At 41.0% G+C, this 15,461-nt stretch carries 13 protein-coding genes; 2 read left to right on the top strand and 11 right to left on the bottom strand.

Going from position 1 to position 15,461, the window contains the following annotated elements; translation table 11 throughout:
• Positions 1-29: 29 nt before the first annotated feature.
• The 4 genes from ACM0OP_RS11420 to ACM0OP_RS11405 all read right to left on the bottom strand — a co-directional run bounded on the left by ACM0OP_RS11420 (position 30) and on the right by ACM0OP_RS11405 (position 5,899).
• Positions 30-1,718 carry an AIPR family protein gene (locus tag ACM0OP_RS11420; RefSeq protein WP_414528524.1) on the bottom strand — a complete coding sequence of 563 codons (1,689 nt, stop codon included), beginning with the start codon at positions 1,716-1,718 and terminating at the stop codon, positions 30-32.
• Between the two features lie 44 nt (positions 1,719-1,762).
• A complete protein-coding gene (locus ACM0OP_RS11415; protein WP_414528523.1) occupies positions 1,763-2,899 on the bottom strand; it encodes a cold-shock protein in 1,137 nt (378 codons plus the stop codon).
• A gap of 305 nt (positions 2,900-3,204) precedes the next feature.
• Positions 3,205-4,557 carry a (Fe-S)-binding protein gene (locus ACM0OP_RS11410; protein ID WP_414528522.1) on the bottom strand — a complete coding sequence of 451 codons (1,353 nt, stop codon included), beginning with the start codon at positions 4,555-4,557 and terminating at the stop codon, positions 3,205-3,207.
• A gap of 55 nt (positions 4,558-4,612) precedes the next feature.
• The gene (locus ACM0OP_RS11405; RefSeq protein WP_414528521.1) at positions 4,613-5,899 is read right to left on the bottom strand and encodes an FAD-binding oxidoreductase; all 1,287 of its coding nucleotides are present in this window, start codon (positions 5,897-5,899) and stop codon (positions 4,613-4,615) included.
• 291 nt (positions 5,900-6,190) lie between these two features.
• On the opposite strand from ACM0OP_RS11405, the gene ACM0OP_RS11400 reads away from it, so the two are divergent.
• The gene (locus ACM0OP_RS11400) at positions 6,191-6,505 is read left to right on the top strand and encodes an RNA recognition motif domain-containing protein (protein ID WP_414528520.1); all 315 of its coding nucleotides are present in this window, start codon (positions 6,191-6,193) and stop codon (positions 6,503-6,505) included.
• A gap of 104 nt (positions 6,506-6,609) precedes the next feature.
• Here the strand turns inward: ACM0OP_RS11400 and ACM0OP_RS11395 are convergent, their stop codons facing one another.
• Both ACM0OP_RS11395 and ACM0OP_RS11390 read right to left on the bottom strand, forming a co-directional pair.
• Positions 6,610-7,248 (bottom strand): gamma-glutamylcyclotransferase, encoded by a 639-nt coding sequence (locus tag ACM0OP_RS11395; RefSeq protein ID WP_414528519.1) that lies wholly within the window; start codon positions 7,246-7,248, stop codon positions 6,610-6,612.
• A 99-nt stretch (positions 7,249-7,347) separates the two neighbouring features.
• Entirely contained in the window at positions 7,348-8,067 is a 720-nt protein-coding gene (locus ACM0OP_RS11390; protein ID WP_414528518.1) for a hypothetical protein, read from the bottom strand.
• A 289-nt stretch (positions 8,068-8,356) separates the two neighbouring features.
• Here ACM0OP_RS11390 and ACM0OP_RS11385 point away from each other — a divergent pair, with 289 nt between their 5' ends.
• A complete protein-coding gene (locus ACM0OP_RS11385) occupies positions 8,357-9,595 on the top strand; it encodes a glycoside hydrolase family 10 protein (RefSeq protein ID WP_414528517.1) in 1,239 nt (412 codons plus the stop codon).
• Between the two features lie 55 nt (positions 9,596-9,650).
• Here ACM0OP_RS11385 and ACM0OP_RS11380 read toward each other — a convergent pair whose 3' ends face one another.
• From ACM0OP_RS11380 to ACM0OP_RS11360, 5 genes are all read right to left on the bottom strand, one after another.
• Positions 9,651-11,135, bottom strand: coding sequence for a site-2 protease family protein (locus tag ACM0OP_RS11380; protein WP_414528516.1), 1,485 nt, complete (start codon positions 11,133-11,135; stop codon positions 9,651-9,653).
• Between the two features lie 65 nt (positions 11,136-11,200).
• Positions 11,201-12,454, bottom strand: a complete 1,254-nt coding sequence (coaBC, locus tag ACM0OP_RS11375; RefSeq protein ID WP_414528515.1) for a bifunctional phosphopantothenoylcysteine decarboxylase/phosphopantothenate--cysteine ligase CoaBC — start codon at positions 12,452-12,454, stop codon at positions 11,201-11,203.
• Between the two features lie 60 nt (positions 12,455-12,514).
• A complete protein-coding gene (isiD, locus tag ACM0OP_RS11370; RefSeq protein ID WP_414528514.1) occupies positions 12,515-12,727 on the bottom strand; it encodes a protein IsiD in 213 nt (70 codons plus the stop codon).
• A gap of 156 nt (positions 12,728-12,883) precedes the next feature.
• The gene (locus tag ACM0OP_RS11365) at positions 12,884-13,504 is read right to left on the bottom strand and encodes an alpha/beta hydrolase (protein WP_414528548.1); all 621 of its coding nucleotides are present in this window, start codon (positions 13,502-13,504) and stop codon (positions 12,884-12,886) included.
• Between the two features lie 249 nt (positions 13,505-13,753).
• Positions 13,754-15,382: an iron uptake porin gene (locus ACM0OP_RS11360; protein WP_414528546.1), complete on the bottom strand. Its 1,629-nt coding sequence runs from the start codon at positions 15,380-15,382 to the stop codon at positions 13,754-13,756.
• Between the last annotated feature and the right edge of the window lie 79 nt (positions 15,383-15,461).

The raw sequence follows: 15,461 nt of genomic DNA, 5'->3' as shown, positions 1-15,461 counted from the left end.
CAATCTGGGGTTGTTCCTCAAAAATAGATTCAATGGATTTCTATATGCTGAAGCTTCTCTATCAAATCACCTCGTCGGAAAGTCGCAGAAAGTTGTTGTAAGGAAATTTCTTGCTGGCCGTAAAGTTCTTGAAGTGCTTGTTGAACGTCTTGTACTGAATCATTGAAATAAGCCTCCCCGTTTTGATCAATCAACTGATTGGCATCCTGAAAATTGCGGTGATTAATCTGCTCAATTTCGAGATTCATTTCACTTAGAAGCCTTCGCCCCATCTGCATTGCAATAAAGCAAGAAGCATAGCGGACATAAGCGGGATCATTTGGGTTTGGTCGTTTGCGTCGATTTTCGGCAATTCTGTACAGATGTACAGCGATCATAACTTGTGCGCCATTAAGCTGCTGAGTAAAAATTGTATCGTATAGTTTACCGAAATGCTCACGAGTAAAAAACTTGGCTTGATGGGGCTTTTTCCGCCAAACGGCCAGTATCGCCTCAGCCGCTACACCCGAAGTAATATCCGTGGATTTGGTGCCAGTGTCAGAGCGTTTGCGGCGATAGTTAAATCCCAGTTGTTTGATATCCATTTCCAGTCTTTGCTGGCGGTCATCGTTGGCTCTCAGATCACGCAGATCCACTGGGTTTTGACTATTGGTAGCATAAGTAATTTTTTGGACTAGATCCTCGTTATCACTAGGTAATTGATAAAGCCGAAGCAAAACATAGGCTTGGGTATTTTGCTGTAGCGAATCTAATAAATTTGGCTCTTGAAGAGTTTTAAAAATTGTCAGACAGGTTTGACCACCATTAATAATTTGCAGATTCTCAACTCGTACCTGATAATCACCGTTTTGCAGCGCGTTATAGGAAAAACTGTCACAAGTTAGAGTGATGCCATTATTATAAAAATAGAAATTGTTCTTCTCGTCGCTCTTTAAGGTATCTCGAATACCTTCGTTGACCCGGTTTCCTTGTAGCCCTAAGTAACGGCGGATATTACGTTCTAGCAACCGTTCTCCGTGCTGCTCGATCAGAGCCTGAATTTCAGTCACTGAAATTCTCCCCACCAGCACCCGACTGAAATTCATATCTTCAACTACAGCTTTACCACTGAGTTGCAAAGTATCTTTGACTGGCTTGGACGCTTGCAGAATTTTAATGAGACGTTCGTGATTTACGTGTTCCCATGTAACCTGATCGCCGAATCCAGCGCGACTAATTGCTTCCTGAGATGCAGCATTCCATTCCAATCCATTGTTACAGGCTAATGCTCTGATTTGTGGAATATATCCGTCCCGAATTAAGCTGCGGGCTTCTTCTACCTTGGTAAGTAAGCGTTGATTAATATGTTCTAATCTTGCAGTAGGATCAAACAAAAATCGAATTGCATTAATGAGAGCCGTGATTCCATTTTCAGGAAAATTAGCGTTGCCTTCTAGATTGTTTACATATTTCGCCTGAAATAAACTGACTGTAAACTCGCCATCATATTCTTCGGAAATGTGCATGGCATCTACACCAAAATCTCCACCACCTTCAGTTAAACAATCAAAGGCATGAGAATCTTCTAAATCCAAAAGAGTTGTAACGCAAAAATATACAAATGCCAAAGATTTAAGCCTGCCAGGATCACGAATACGTAATTCTTCATCAGCCTGTTGTCGAATGGCATCAGCCAATGATTCCAAACGTTGATCGATAATAGAGGCATTAATATTCATTATTTTTAGCTAATTGAGTATATTTGTGCTGATGTGGCGACAGATCAAGATTTATCAATTACTGCAAGATTTGCAGATAGTTCGTCTTCTTCAAAAGCATCGGAATACAGTCTTTTATTAAAGACCTTCATTAAATCTGGAATTGCAACTTCTTTAACCCGAATCCCATCAACATCATACAATTCTCTAGTAAGGTTTTTAGTAATTATCCAAACCTGACAATTTTTACCATGTATTTGCAGAGTTTTTTTCCTGACACCACCATCGGTTAATCTGAAATCAATTGTGATTTGAGAATTTTTCAATTTATTAACATAATTTTCAATTTGTTCTTTTTTGTGTTCTTCAAAATCATTTCTGAGCGTACAGTCATACATTACTGCTAGACTACCAATTATAAAAAAACCATCGGCTCTACCAGCTTGATTTTTTTGATCGTATTGATATAAGCTGTGGATACCCAAGAGCCGGAGAATCATGAATGTATAATCCTCAAACTCTCCCGGATCTGATAGTGTTTTATAACTACTCAGAAGTAAACCCATATTTTCCTTGACTTCTTTGAGCTTTAAAGTATGGTGATTATAAGTTTGTGTATTTGTGGCTGGTGCTATATCAGAAGTTTGTGTATTTGTGGTTGATACTGACTCAGAAACTTGTGTATTTGTGGCTGATTTTATAGAAAGATTTACTTGGTCTGTAAGTAAGCGAATATTTTTAACTGACTTTATTACCCTCCCATCTCTATAATTTATAATTTTTACTATAAATTCAACCAAATCGCCTCTGGAAACATTTTCTATTTCTACATCCTCTAAATCTTCTTTAAAAAAGAATAAATCTTTATTTAGATTATCTAATGGTGTGTCGGGTCTTATATAACCGTTGCCTTTTTCTGTATTTACCCAATTGATCACACCTGTTAAGTTGATGGTTTTATTCAAGAAGCGAACTTCTTCGGCAATTTTTTGGCTAGTACCATCTTTTTTATTCCATTCAGTAACAGTAAATTCTACTGAATCTCCTCGCTCTACATATTCAATTGCTAGACCAACCAGCTTGTCAGCAAAGAAAAGTAGATCACCTTCATGATCAGGTATTGGTCTATCAGAATCAATAAATCCCAGACCAGATTTACCCTCCTTAATACTAATAGCCTTAATTTTTCCTGTAAATTTCATGCTCATTGACTGAAAATTTATTAAGAACTGCAAATATAGTATTCCCAAAAAACTTTAGAAGTTAACAGTTTGAAATGTGTAATACTGTAAACTTTGTATCAAAGATACACTGATTATAGCAAATAAACGTGCGATCGCCTAAAATCATCTGTAATTATAAATACACAACTATTTCAGCATCAGATAGTTGCTTCTGAATTTAAGGATATAGATCCCGGACTTCTCAAATAAGTCGGGGATCTGGTGATTACGTTTGTTTTGAGTTGAGCTAATTATGAAATTTTACCCGCCCTTGTGTATCTCACTCAGTTTAATTTCACGCCCCGGATTGAATAATCTAATAATTCCATTGGGTGCATGACTGAAATTGTTTTACCTTGCAATTGCAGATGTTTGGTAATTTGTAAAGTACAACCAGGATTAGCCGAAGCAATTAACTCTGCACCAGTATTTAATAAGTTCTGCACTTTTTGCTGTCCTAATTCTTCAGCAACTTCTGGTTGCAGCATATTATAAACACCCGCACTCCCACAACATAAAGCTGCATCTAGGGGTTCGCTTAACTTGATTCCGGGAATTTGTTTTAACATCTGACGTGGTTGCACACTAATCTTTTGACCATGTAATAAATGGCAAGCATCTTGATAAACTAAATTTAAAGGTTTATCAGTTAATGGTGATAATTTAGCTGTGATACCCACATGGACTAAAAACTCTTGAGCATCTTTGACCTTAGCGGCAAATGCCTCAGCCTTTTCTTTATATTCTGGATCATCTTGTAAAATGTGACCGTATTCTTTTAAAGTATGACCGCAACCAGCAGCATTGATAATTACAAAATCTACATCGGTATTAGCAAAACTATCAATCATTTGTCTAGCTAAAGCCTGCGCTTGTTGAGTTTGTCCTTGGTGTTCAGGAAGCGCCGCACAACAACCTTGAGATTTTGGAATTACAACCTCACAACCATTAGCCGTTAAAACCCTTACAGTTGCTTCATTAATAGGAGAGAAAAACAAGCGTTGCACACATCCCAAAATCACCCCAACTCGGTAACGCTTCTCACCTTGGGCGGGAATCACATCGGGTAAATTATCCTGAAAAGACTTAACAGTAATTGTGGGTAAAATTGATTCCATTGCAGCCAAACGGGGAGATACTTTTTTAAGTAACCCTGTAGCCCGCACCAACTTTGGTAAACCTAATTTTTGATAAACCAACAAAGGAAACAAAAACAAGCGTAATAAATCAGGATTAGGAAACAAAGAAAATATCAGTTTACGAATTAAAGTATCTGGTAAACTGCGGGAATAATTGCGTTCAACTTGGTGACGAGTCGCAGAAATCAACTTGTCATACTGTACACCAGAAGGACAGGTACTCACACAAGCCAGACAACCCAAACAAGAATCAAAATGTTGAACAGTTGCCGTATTCAGAGCAATTTCACCCTCATTAATAGCATCCATTAAATAGATGCGCCCTCTAGGAGAATCCATCTCCTTACCAATCACCCGATAACTGGGACAAGTAGCCAAACAAAAACCACAATGTACACAGCTATCAATCAACTTCGGATCAGGTGGCTGACTAACATCAAAACCCTTTAAATTCTTAATCTTAGCAGTATCATTCACAGAACTATCAGAAACTTGCATTTTATTCTCTTCCCCTCTTCCTTCGTGTCCTTTGTGTCCTTTGCGGTTAGTTAAATCAAATTCCCCCCACAAACCGACCAGGACTTAAAATATTCTGACTATCAAACTGAGCCTTAACTTGACGCATTATCTGCAAAGAATTACCAGAATAACCCCAAACATCCATTGATTCTTTAACCCTATGTGGTGCTGTTAAAATACTCAAAAAACCTTGATGATATTCACACTGCTGACGCATTTTTAAAACCTGACTTTCATCCTCAAATTGCAACCAACCCAAACCACTAGCTAGGTGAACCAAACCCATATCTGCTTTAGTCAAAACCTCCACAGCCCCAGTAGGTAATACTCCTATTTTGCAGGTAATGGCAGAATCTGTTACCCGATTATCCATGATTTCTCGCAATCTTTGCCATAGAGAGCCTTCATCTGCATTCAGATAAATTGTCCCATTCAGACCCAATTTTTCCCCCATCGCCAACAAGCGATTTGATTGTTCCTTGACACTTTCGCTAATACTTTGGAAACGTGCCATTAATCCCAACCCCTGACTGAAGCCTAATGCAGAAACGAGTTGAGGTGATAGCAAATCAGCCTGGGTGGGTGTTAAAGCAGAACTGCGGAGAATACTTGCGGCTTGGGATATAGCTTCTGGTGTCCCAGTTAGCACCACCGTACCAGATGCTTCCGGTAAGGGATACACACGGAAAGTTACTTGACTAATTACGCCTAACGTGCTATAAGAACCAGTGAATAACTTCATCAAATCGTATCCAGCCACGTTTTTCACCACTCGCCCGCCTGCTTTGGCAATTTGCCCATCAGCCCGGATAAAGGTAATTCCTAGTAGCTGGTCGCGGACACTACCGTAACGTTGTCTGAGGGAATTGGTATCGGCTGTGGCGATGATACCACCAATGGTGGCTAATTCTGGTGTGCTGGGGTCTAGGGCGATAAATTGCTGCGATTTTGCCAAAATTTCTTGGAGATGGGAAAACTGCATCCCGGCTTCTACTGTGACGGTTAAATCACCAACGGCGTGTTGAATTAGTTGATTGATGTGTTCTGTACTAACTACGATATCGACGCTGTTGACTAAACCACCCCAGTGAATTTTAGTGGTTTTCCCACAGGGGAGGACGCGCCAATTTTGACGGTGCGCCTCGGCAATGATTGCTGCTAGTTGGGCTGGGGTGCGGGGATAGACGAGACAATGGGGCGGGTTTGCAGATGCGATCGCCTGTTGAATATGTTTTTGCTGGCTGTGTTCCAGGTTTTCCCAAAGACAGATGGCATTTTCTTCGTTAATGGTAGATGCAAGACAGGAGGCGATCGCGTTCATCGGTTTGTGTTTGTAGTCCCTATATCTAATTTAATGGTTATTTTGCTTAAAAAAAAGTTAACGTGCGATCGCAGAATATGTCATACTTAAATTTCTGTGGCTTGTGTGACTTTTCATAACAATTTTTATTGACTCCCCCACACTTGGGAAATTTGTGTCATAGTGGGGGAGTGAGAATTTATTCGGCGATCAGCTTTTGTTTTTATTATTGACAGGCTTTTTCCTTTTGGTATTTACAGACTTTTCCCCGAAATCGAAATCTCTACACTCTTACGATTTTGGAGAAAATCTATGTCAGTTTACGTAGGCAACCTATCTTACGAAGTTACACAAGACACTCTTAGTGCTGTATTTGCAGAATATGGTTCTGTAAAACGTGTACAACTACCAACCAACCGTGAAACAGGACAACTGCGCGGCTTTGGCTTTGTAGAAATGGGTACAGATGAAGAAGAAACAGCAGCTATCGAAGCTCTTGATGGTGCTGAATGGATGGGACGCGACTTGAAAGTAAACAAGGCGAAACCCAGAGAAGATAGAGGTTCCTTCGGTGGTGGTGGTGGAAACCGTAGTGGTGGGGGCGGTAATTTCCGTAGCCGTTACTAAACCAATTTGATTACACCTTTTGAGTTCCTAAATACTGGAGTTTCCAAAGGTGATAGTTTCGGAAACCTCAAGCCAGAATTGGTTTGAGGTTTTTCTATTATCTATTAGGTACTGATTTCCATCTTCCCTGGGGGAAAAAGGCTAGGGGTGGGGTGTAAGATTTGCTTTTGTTGATGGCTTTGTTGTAATTTGTACATATGGTCAAACAAATGCCAGCAGTATTCCTCTGGTAGTCCACAGGTGACAGCACCCCGCAGAACAACGTTAAAATACCAGTCATTGGGGGCGAGTTCTTCTGTGAGCTTGTTAACTACTACATAGGTGCGAGTGTTCTTGTATACATGATTTTGGCAGTGAATCTCTACTGTTTCCCGACGATAGAAACTTTCAGAAACACCTTCCCGCTTATCTAAATATTTACTCAAGCGCCAGGGTAGGCGATACAGCACACCTTTTACACTGGCGTTAGTATCTGGTAATACATCCAAAACTCCACAGTGGCGAGTGGGAGAATAGGTATAGAACCCTAAGCGATAGCCTTTTAACACTGCTGGTCCGATAATGTAAGGGTGAGTGTTTTCACCGAGCGATCGCTTTAAATCTACCGGACACATACACGAGCCATAGGCAAAATAATAAAATGTCGGCTCTTTCTGTGGCTGTTGTTGCAGTTTTAACTCTCGTTTTGTCGGATTATGGGATTGTACCCAAATGTGGTGTGAGCAATCGCTTTGATGACTCATCTATCCTGAGATGTATTTATTATCTAAAGCATATCCTATCATCTATTCCCCAAAAGTACAACTTAATTCCGATAGATAAAGTGTAGTTTGATATAGAGACTACAATTTTTGACTAGCATCTGGGTTAAACTTCACCAGAGAATCTTCATCAGTGTGATAAATAAACTGTTCTTCAGCGACGGTTACAGTCACGCGCCAACCGGGTACGAGTGCAAAGGTGCAAATTCCACCGCCTATGTCCAAACAGCCATTACTCCAAACTACTTTTTCTACTTCAGTAATATTTTGGGGAGTCACCGCAACTTTAGTTGTGCTGCGAGTGGATGCGTCACGAACAACGGCATTTTTTATTGCTTCAGGTAGATTGATGGATGAATCGCTGGGGTTATTTGTAGTAGCTAAACGTAAAGAACGACCGTTGCTATTGGTGTGATATATCCAGTTTTGTTGATTATGAGCAATCACAACTCGCCAACCAGGAACTAAGGCTTGGGTACACATTTCATTGGGTTGAGCTAAATCTAAACAACCATTGCTCCAAGTTTGTTGGCGATAATCAATAATTTTGAGTTCTTTAATGTCAATTCCCTGTTTACTTGCTAAATCTGTCAATACAGCCTTAGATACTACACTTGGTAAGCTATTTTGACGTTCTCTGGATAATAATTCAGTGTTCCGTTCTGTTCTCAAAGGGGAATCAGCTACGGCGTTGTTGATGATTGTCAACCCCCCACCTATAGATAAAATAGCTGTCAAAATTAAAGCGGTGATGATTTTATTTTGATAGACAAGAAAATACTTTTTGAGAGTAGCTTTCATGGGAAGATGCCTATATTTATTAATGTTTAGATAGACACTCTAATTGTGATTATTTGTTCCTTTCCTAGTTTATCTGCGTTCATCTGCGTTTAATTATTACTGCTGTACCTCATACCAATTTTATATAAAGATGCAGGAAAAGAACCCCACCCCCAACCCCCTCTCCGCAAGCGATGAGGGGGCTAAGATATACCTTATATAATTATCGCTGTAAAGATGCAGAAAATAACGCAACTTATGGCTAAATAGACTAGTCATGAATCATGTTTGAGGCTGTGCGTAGCAAGTTATGAATAAATTTTTCCAGTGGTGTATTGAGTTGATGGGGGGGAAATTTTTTTACCGTCAAAAGCAGGGGTTATTTGCGGTAATAGTGGCTTTGAGTATGATTGCTACAGTCATGCTATCCTTTCCAGTGAATGCTCAAACAGCACCCCAGTCAGAATTAAGAGGTGTGTGGTTAACCAATATTGATAGTAATGTACTATTTGAACGCGATCGCCTGAAAAATGCTTTGCAACGGCTGAATGAATTAAACTTTAATACAGTTTACCCTGTAGTGTGGAATTGGGGGTATACATTATATCCTAGCAAAGTTGCAGCCAAAGTCATTGGGCGATCGCTCGATCCCGAACCCGGATTACAAGGACGAGATATGCTCAAAGAAGTTGTCACCGAAGGACATCAAAAAGGGCTGAAAGTCATACCCTGGTTTGAATTTGGCTTTATGGCTCCGGCTGACTCCCTCCTAGCTAAGAATCGTCCCCAATGGCTCACCAGTCGCAGCGATGGTAGTAAAATTGTCAAAGAAGGGATACATGAGCGGGTGTGGTTAAATCCCTTTCACCCAGAAGTGCAGACATTTATTCAAGATTTAATTGTGGAAATCGTCAAAAACTACGATATTGACGGTATTCAATTTGACGATCATTTCGGCTTACCATCAGAATTAGGCTATGATGCCTATACTGTAGCCTTGTACAAACAAGAACACCGGGGACAAGCACCGCCACAAGATCCCAAAAATCCCGCATGGGTGAGATGGAGAGCGAATAAAATTACCGACTTCATGAAGCGGGTATTTACAGCCATCAAAGCTAATCACAAAGATTGTATAGTTTCCGTCGCCCCTAATCCGCAGCGTTTCTCCTACGAATATTATTTAGCAGATTGGCAGAGATGGGAAAGAATGGGACTGGTAGAAGATTTAGTATTGCAGATATATCGAGATGATTTGAATGTATTTATCAAAGAATTAGAGTATCCAGAAGTGAAAGCCGCCCGGAGCCATATTCCTGTGAGTATTGGGATTTTATCAGGGTTGAAAAATCGTACAGTACCCATAGAACAGATTAAAACACAAGTAGAAACAGTGCGCGATCGCAAATTTGCCGGAGTTTCCTTTTTCTTTTATGAAACCCTCTGGAATCTCAGCCAAGAACAATCACTCAAGCGTCAACTTCGGTTAAAAAAGATGTTCCCTACCCCAACCAGTTATCCTAATTTACTCGCTGGGTGGAAACCGTAGGGAGTGGGGAGTGGGGAGTAGGGTGTAATAAATTAGACTTCCTCCCCCCTGCTCATCAACCAATACCTAACCTTCCTGCGACACCGGGAGTTAAAGGTAAAAGGGTAGCAATCATTAAAAATAGAGCTAATAAACCTAAAGCCGCTCTAGCATCATCTGGTTCGCTGATTTCATTTAAAGTAGGGCGTTCTAAATCTCTTTGTAAGAAGAAAATCACCACCGCCCAATAAATAGCTAAGGAATTACCCAAAGCAATTAGCCCCAGTAAAATTAAAGTCGCAGCAGTCGCCCTACCTGCGGTTTTACGACCATAAATTGCTTGTACAATCCTACCACCGTCTAACTGTCCAGCCGGCATTAAATTCAAAGCCGTAATCACTAAACCTAGCCAACCAATCACTACTAAAGGATGGACACTGACAACAGATGATTGCAAAGCCGAACCCAGGATAACCCGCGCCAAGCTACCGACTAAAATTGAACCTTGGAAAAACTGATTAGGTAATTGAAATAAACTACCAGGCTGCGAAAGTAGTAAACCCACAATTAACATGAATAAAGATAGGATACCACCCGCCGCAGGCCCTGCTAAAGCAATATCAAATAGTACCTTGCGATTGGGTAATAAAGACTCAAAGCGAGTAATAGCACCAAAAGAGCCGATTTGCACCGCAGGTAAAAAGAAAGGCCAGCTCAGGCGAACTTGATGACGACGCGCCATCAACCAATGACCAATTTCATGAGTTGCTAAAATTGCCAATATCCCAGCAGCTATGGGTAAAGCCTCTGTATATCGTTCTGGGTTGCTAAATAAATCAAAATTCAACAATAATCCCGCAGTTTCTAAAGTTGTAGCAATTGTTGCTAACAACAAAATCACCCCAAAGGATTTTTGGGATAATGACATGGGACGGGGATCATTACGGCTAGGTAAAACAATTACCACAGGTTTACCATCTGTGCTATCTACTAAAAACAGACGATATTTATCAGCTAATTTAGCTTGTAAACTAGCAGTCAGACGTTGGTAAACTTCCTCTGCTTCCCCGCGCATATTACCTTTAAAAATCGCGCCTTCTTGATAGGAGATAGTTTCTGTAGCAAAAAACGTATCAATACCAAAAATACCTTTAATGGCGCTTAAGTCTTCCTCTGGAATTGGTATTGTTTCAACTTTAATTTCTGCAAGTACCACCTGCGGCGTGTTTTCTAGTGGTTCTGAAGAATTAGCCGCTAACCTTTCCGTTGCTCTTTGCTTAATAATTGCATCTTGTCCAGCTGCGCGTAACTGTCTGCCTAAAAAGACATATAACCCAGCCGATGTCACGACTAAAATCAATATACCAGCTATATTGATGTAAATCCCAGCCGCAAATAAACCAAAAAATAGTAGCCAGGGAGTCATCAATACCACCGACTGTAACCAGGCTAAGATTCCCAGTTTGCCAAAAGGTCTAGCGCGATAAAAGCCCCAACCTAAAATACCCAAAGCAATTAACAAAATTATCCCAATTACGGGAATATCCGACGAGGTAAACATTTCCAAACCCTTCGCTGTGAAAAACCAAGCCCGAATTAGTCAGGTGTTACACACATTATATTCTTTCACTCTCCGCGCCTCTGCGACTCTGCGTGAAAAAAAACCACAAAATCCCATAATAAATGCGCCAGTTGCAACTTAGAACAACGCGCAATTTCCACTTTATTTCCGTGTTTATCTAAAAAAACCGCCCGATTATAATCACTACCAAAACCACTATCAGCCGCATCTATGGGATTAGCCACAATCATATCCAACTGCTTATTCTGCAACTTAGCCATAGCTGGGGTGATGATATCCCCGGTTTGTGCAGCAAAGCCAATTAATAATTGATGGGGTTGTTTGAGTTGTGCTAACTCCGCAACTATATCTGGTACTGATTCTAAAGGTAAAGATTGGGGTAGCGATCGCTTGGGTAATTTTTCTGGACTATAAACTTTTGGTTTGACATCTGCCACGGCTGCGGACATAATTATTACATCAGCATTGGGTAAATTTGACTGCATCACCTCTTGCATTTCTGCGGCACTATCCACAGGTATAGCTTCCACCCCTAAAGGTGCATCCCAAGTCGCTTCACCATGCACCAGAGTCACATTTGCCCCTCGATGTAGTGCTGCTTGTGCTAAAGCTAGTCCCATTTTCCCTGTGGAGGGATTGCCAATAAACCGGACTGGATCAATATATTCTCTAGTTCCCCCAGCACTAATTAATACACGCTTTCCAGTTAAATCCCGTTTACCGCCAGTGTGCAGTAGTGATTGAATATAAGTGAGAATTTCGGGGGGTTCTGCCATTCTGCCTGCACCGATGCGATCGCAAGCCAATAATCCCGAAGCCGTACTCATACCATGAAATCTGCCATCTGTCAACAAATGCTGCCAATTGCGCTGCACCGCCAACTGTTCCCACATATCCGTATTCATCGCCGGGGCTAACAACACAGGACAAGTAGAAGCCAACACAGTATTTGTCAGTAAATTATCAGCCATCCCACAAGCTAACTTAGCCAATGTATGCGCCGTCAAAGGAGCAATTACCATCAAATCAGCCCATTCCCCCAACTCAATATGCAAAGGACGTGGCTGACTTCCTTGCCAAAAATCATCATCTGTGTATGCACAATGGCGGGAGAGGGTAGCCAAAGTTAAAGGCGTGATAAATTGTTGCGCCGCCTGGGTGAGAATGACGCGAATCTCTACCCCAGTTTTAAACAAAGTGGAAACCAATTCACAAACTTTGTAGGCGGCGATACCACCACCCAAACCAATAATTACCCTTTTTTTCCGATTTGGGGTTTCGGGTTGGAAATTTAGCATAGTCGAAAATTAGGAGCAAGTAGTTAAAAATATAACTCTTAACTCCTAATCTTAAAAATGTTATGCTTCGTCGTAGGCTTCTAAATCCAACAGGTAAACATAGGGTTCCACTAACTCAGGACGTTGAAAGGCGATCGCACGCAATAGATGCCAATCATTTAAACCCTCAAAAGCATTGCTGTAATCATCTGCTTCCAGACGATTAGCCAACTCCTTCACATCTGCCGTAGTCATAGCAGAAATGTTGTTCTGAGAAATGCTTAAAGTTTTCATAATTCTTGCCCCTCCCTTATGCAGAATTACCACCCAGCACGATATGAGTTGCACTTGCAGCTGCCACCCAATCTATCTTACTCATTAGAAGGCGCACATTTCCGAAAAACTTGCTATCTTTTTACTATAATTTGCAAAAAAAAATTAGAACTAACACTAGTCCCAGAGATTTTTTACAAAATCGTGTAACACATTTAACATTTGTGGGCTAACTTCATGCCCCATATCAAACTCATGGTAATCCACCTCCATCCCCAAAGACTCAGTAAAATCCCTTGTTTTTAAAGCAGCCGATAAAGGCACAACCTGATCATCTCTGCCATGCATAATTAAACTTGGGGGAAAATCACCAGGAGCAGTAGTCAATAAATCAGGATGCAAATATCCACTCATTATCACCAAACCCGCTAACGGCAATTTTAACCCCACATCCAAAGTCATCGCCCCACCTTGAGAAAATCCCGTCAAGACAGTACGGGATAAAGGCATACCAGTAGTGCTTTCCAAAGATTGCAACCAATCCCGTAACAATTCCCGACTTTCCGGCAAACCTGCATACATATTTTCCTTTCTCAGGTCATACCATGCCCTACCTGTAGGAGAATTAGGAAAGGGAAAAGGGGCATTAGGAAAAAGAAACTGGCAATCAGGTAAATTGAAAAACGGTGCTAAAGAAGCAGTATCTTCAGCATTAGCGCCCCAACCATGTAAGCAGACAATTAAAGCAGCAGCAGGTTGAGAACCAGCAGGGGGAAGGGAAATAAATTGTAGAGACAGAATCTTACTCCTAGTGACTGGTTATAGGGAATTAGGGACTGGGTATGGGATAAATTTGGGAAAATCCAGTTACCTTAACCCTCAAGGCATTTTACCAAAAATCTGGGTTTAAAGCCCCGTTCTTGTGGGTCAGACAGCCTTTATCTGCGATCGCTGTTTGAGCCTAAAATCCCTATACTTTTAGACTAGGGATAAGTGAAGATATTTTCCTCTTCCCCAGTCTAGAATAGCTATTGTAAACTACCCAAATTAGAAACTAAACCTTGTCCGTAAAACCCCTACCCAAAGCGGGTCATTATTATCATTGTGTTCTGGATTGAGAATCACCATCACACCAGGAGTCACATCCACATTATCTGTCACACGGTAACGATAGAAACCTTCTATGTGATAAGAAGTCCCTTCATTTTCCCGACTAGCGACATCATTGCTAGTGACTTTAGGAGGCATACCAAACACAAAACCAGCTAAATTACCTCTCTTACCAAAATCAGGTAAAGCCAATGTCACCGCCCAATTCCAAATATCGGCTTTGCTACCTTCATTACTACCAGCTAAGGCCTGGGCGTTAGTGTAACCACCCCAACCAGATACAATGAACCGGGGACTAAATCGGTAACTAGCCTGTACACCGTAGGCGTTGGCTAAAGTAGCTGAATCAGTTGCAAAAGGTCGGCTAGCAAAACCACTGCCGATACTACCAGTTAAGTTTACAGCACCACTAGGAGCGTAGTAGTTGACATAAGTCAAACCTAAACCCACATTCGGACTGGGTTGGAAAGTTAGTTGTGACTGTATAGCTTGTTGACCATCAAATAAACCTGCTTTTTCATTGGGATTATTAGCATTGGCAGCACGATATGCCAGGGAAAGAGCTAAACTATCACTAAATTTATGGTTAACAGCCAGCCCTGAACCTGATGCCATGCGATAAATAGAATGATATCGCCCGAACCGAGAAATAGAACCAGTGCCACCACTCTGTAACGCAGTATTGAAGGTACTTTGAACCACATTATCGGAACCAAATCCATTGGCAATTAACCAAGCTGTGGTGTTTCTACCCACTGGAAAACGATAATAAAAGTCATCAATTTCTACATTGTTACCAGTATTGGCATCAAAACCCAACCGGGTCATGTTAGTCCCAGTTAGACCACTATTAAATCCTGAGATATTGCCAGATTGCAAGCGTACCCGCAAACGATCCCTACCAGTAAAGCTACTGTCAAAATTCAGCCGGACGCGATTAGCAAGAATTGGATTAACATTTAAATCGCCGCCATTAGCCCTTTCATCGCCAAATATATCTGCAACAACAAAAATACCTTCCGCATTCAGTTTTGTCGTTGTGGAAAATTGATTCCCTTCCAGTTCTGCCGTTCGGGCTTCTAAAGCATCGACCCGACCCCGTAAAGTTGCCAATTCTGCGGAAAATTCTTCTTGTAACCGTTGCAACGTGGTTAAATCGTTGCGATTAATCATATCGGCTGTGGCTGTGGCAATGAGTTCATTCACTCTGTCTAAACAAGCATTCAACCCAGCCGCAAACTCATAGCGAGTTAAGGCGCGATTTCCGCGAAATGTAGCATCAGGATAACCCGCAATACAACCATAACGTTCTACTAGAGACTGTAAAGCCTGAAACGCCCAGTCTGTAGGCTGTACGTCTGATAACTGGGAAATACTGGTAACTTGAGCTAAATCATCACCAAAATTTAAGTTATCACCAGTTTGAGCTAAATATGTTTTTTCGGAATTTACTTGGTTATCTATGACTTCTGTGATTTCACTGGCTTTTGCTGTTTGCCCTAAAAATAGCTGTAATGTCAAGGTTACAGACATTAAAACCCATAGATAAATTTTATTTGACAACATCTTTTTCCTCACACCACATAGTTTAGACCAGAAATGTTGAATCTCGTTACAAAACTTTACATATTCAGGTATAGTAGTT

Origin of the sequence: Nodularia chucula CCY0103 (genome assembly GCF_963923915.1) — a bacterium.
Classification (GTDB): Bacteria; Cyanobacteriota; Cyanobacteriia; order Cyanobacteriales; family Nostocaceae; genus Nodularia; species Nodularia chucula.
The sequence above is the reverse complement of the archived record's forward strand: the minus strand, read 5'-3'. Positions and strand labels throughout refer to the sequence as shown.

Bases quoted from the DNA above. Each gene is read 5' to 3' on its own strand.
- ACM0OP_RS11420 (WP_414528524.1), bottom strand. From the start codon at position 1,718: ATGAATATTAATGCCTCTATTATCGATCAACGTTTGGAATCATTGGCT.
- ACM0OP_RS11415 (WP_414528523.1), bottom strand. From the start codon at position 2,899: ATGAAATTTACAGGAAAAATTAAGGCTATTAGTATTAAGGAGGGTAAA.
- ACM0OP_RS11410 (WP_414528522.1), bottom strand. From the start codon at position 4,557: ATGCAAGTTTCTGATAGTTCTGTGAATGATACTGCTAAGATTAAGAAT.
- ACM0OP_RS11405 (WP_414528521.1), bottom strand. From the start codon at position 5,899: ATGAACGCGATCGCCTCCTGTCTTGCATCTACCATTAACGAAGAAAAT.
- ACM0OP_RS11400 (WP_414528520.1), top strand. From the start codon at position 6,191: ATGTCAGTTTACGTAGGCAACCTATCTTACGAAGTTACACAAGACACT.
- ACM0OP_RS11395 (WP_414528519.1), bottom strand. From the start codon at position 7,248: ATGAGTCATCAAAGCGATTGCTCACACCACATTTGGGTACAATCCCAT.
- ACM0OP_RS11390 (WP_414528518.1), bottom strand. From the start codon at position 8,067: ATGAAAGCTACTCTCAAAAAGTATTTTCTTGTCTATCAAAATAAAATC.
- ACM0OP_RS11385 (WP_414528517.1), top strand. From the start codon at position 8,357: ATGAATAAATTTTTCCAGTGGTGTATTGAGTTGATGGGGGGGAAATTT.
- ACM0OP_RS11380 (WP_414528516.1), bottom strand. From the start codon at position 11,135: ATGTTTACCTCGTCGGATATTCCCGTAATTGGGATAATTTTGTTAATT.
- coaBC (WP_414528515.1), bottom strand. From the start codon at position 12,454: ATGCTAAATTTCCAACCCGAAACCCCAAATCGGAAAAAAAGGGTAATT.
- isiD (WP_414528514.1), bottom strand. From the start codon at position 12,727: ATGAAAACTTTAAGCATTTCTCAGAACAACATTTCTGCTATGACTACG.
- ACM0OP_RS11360 (WP_414528546.1), bottom strand. From the start codon at position 15,382: ATGTTGTCAAATAAAATTTATCTATGGGTTTTAATGTCTGTAACCTTG.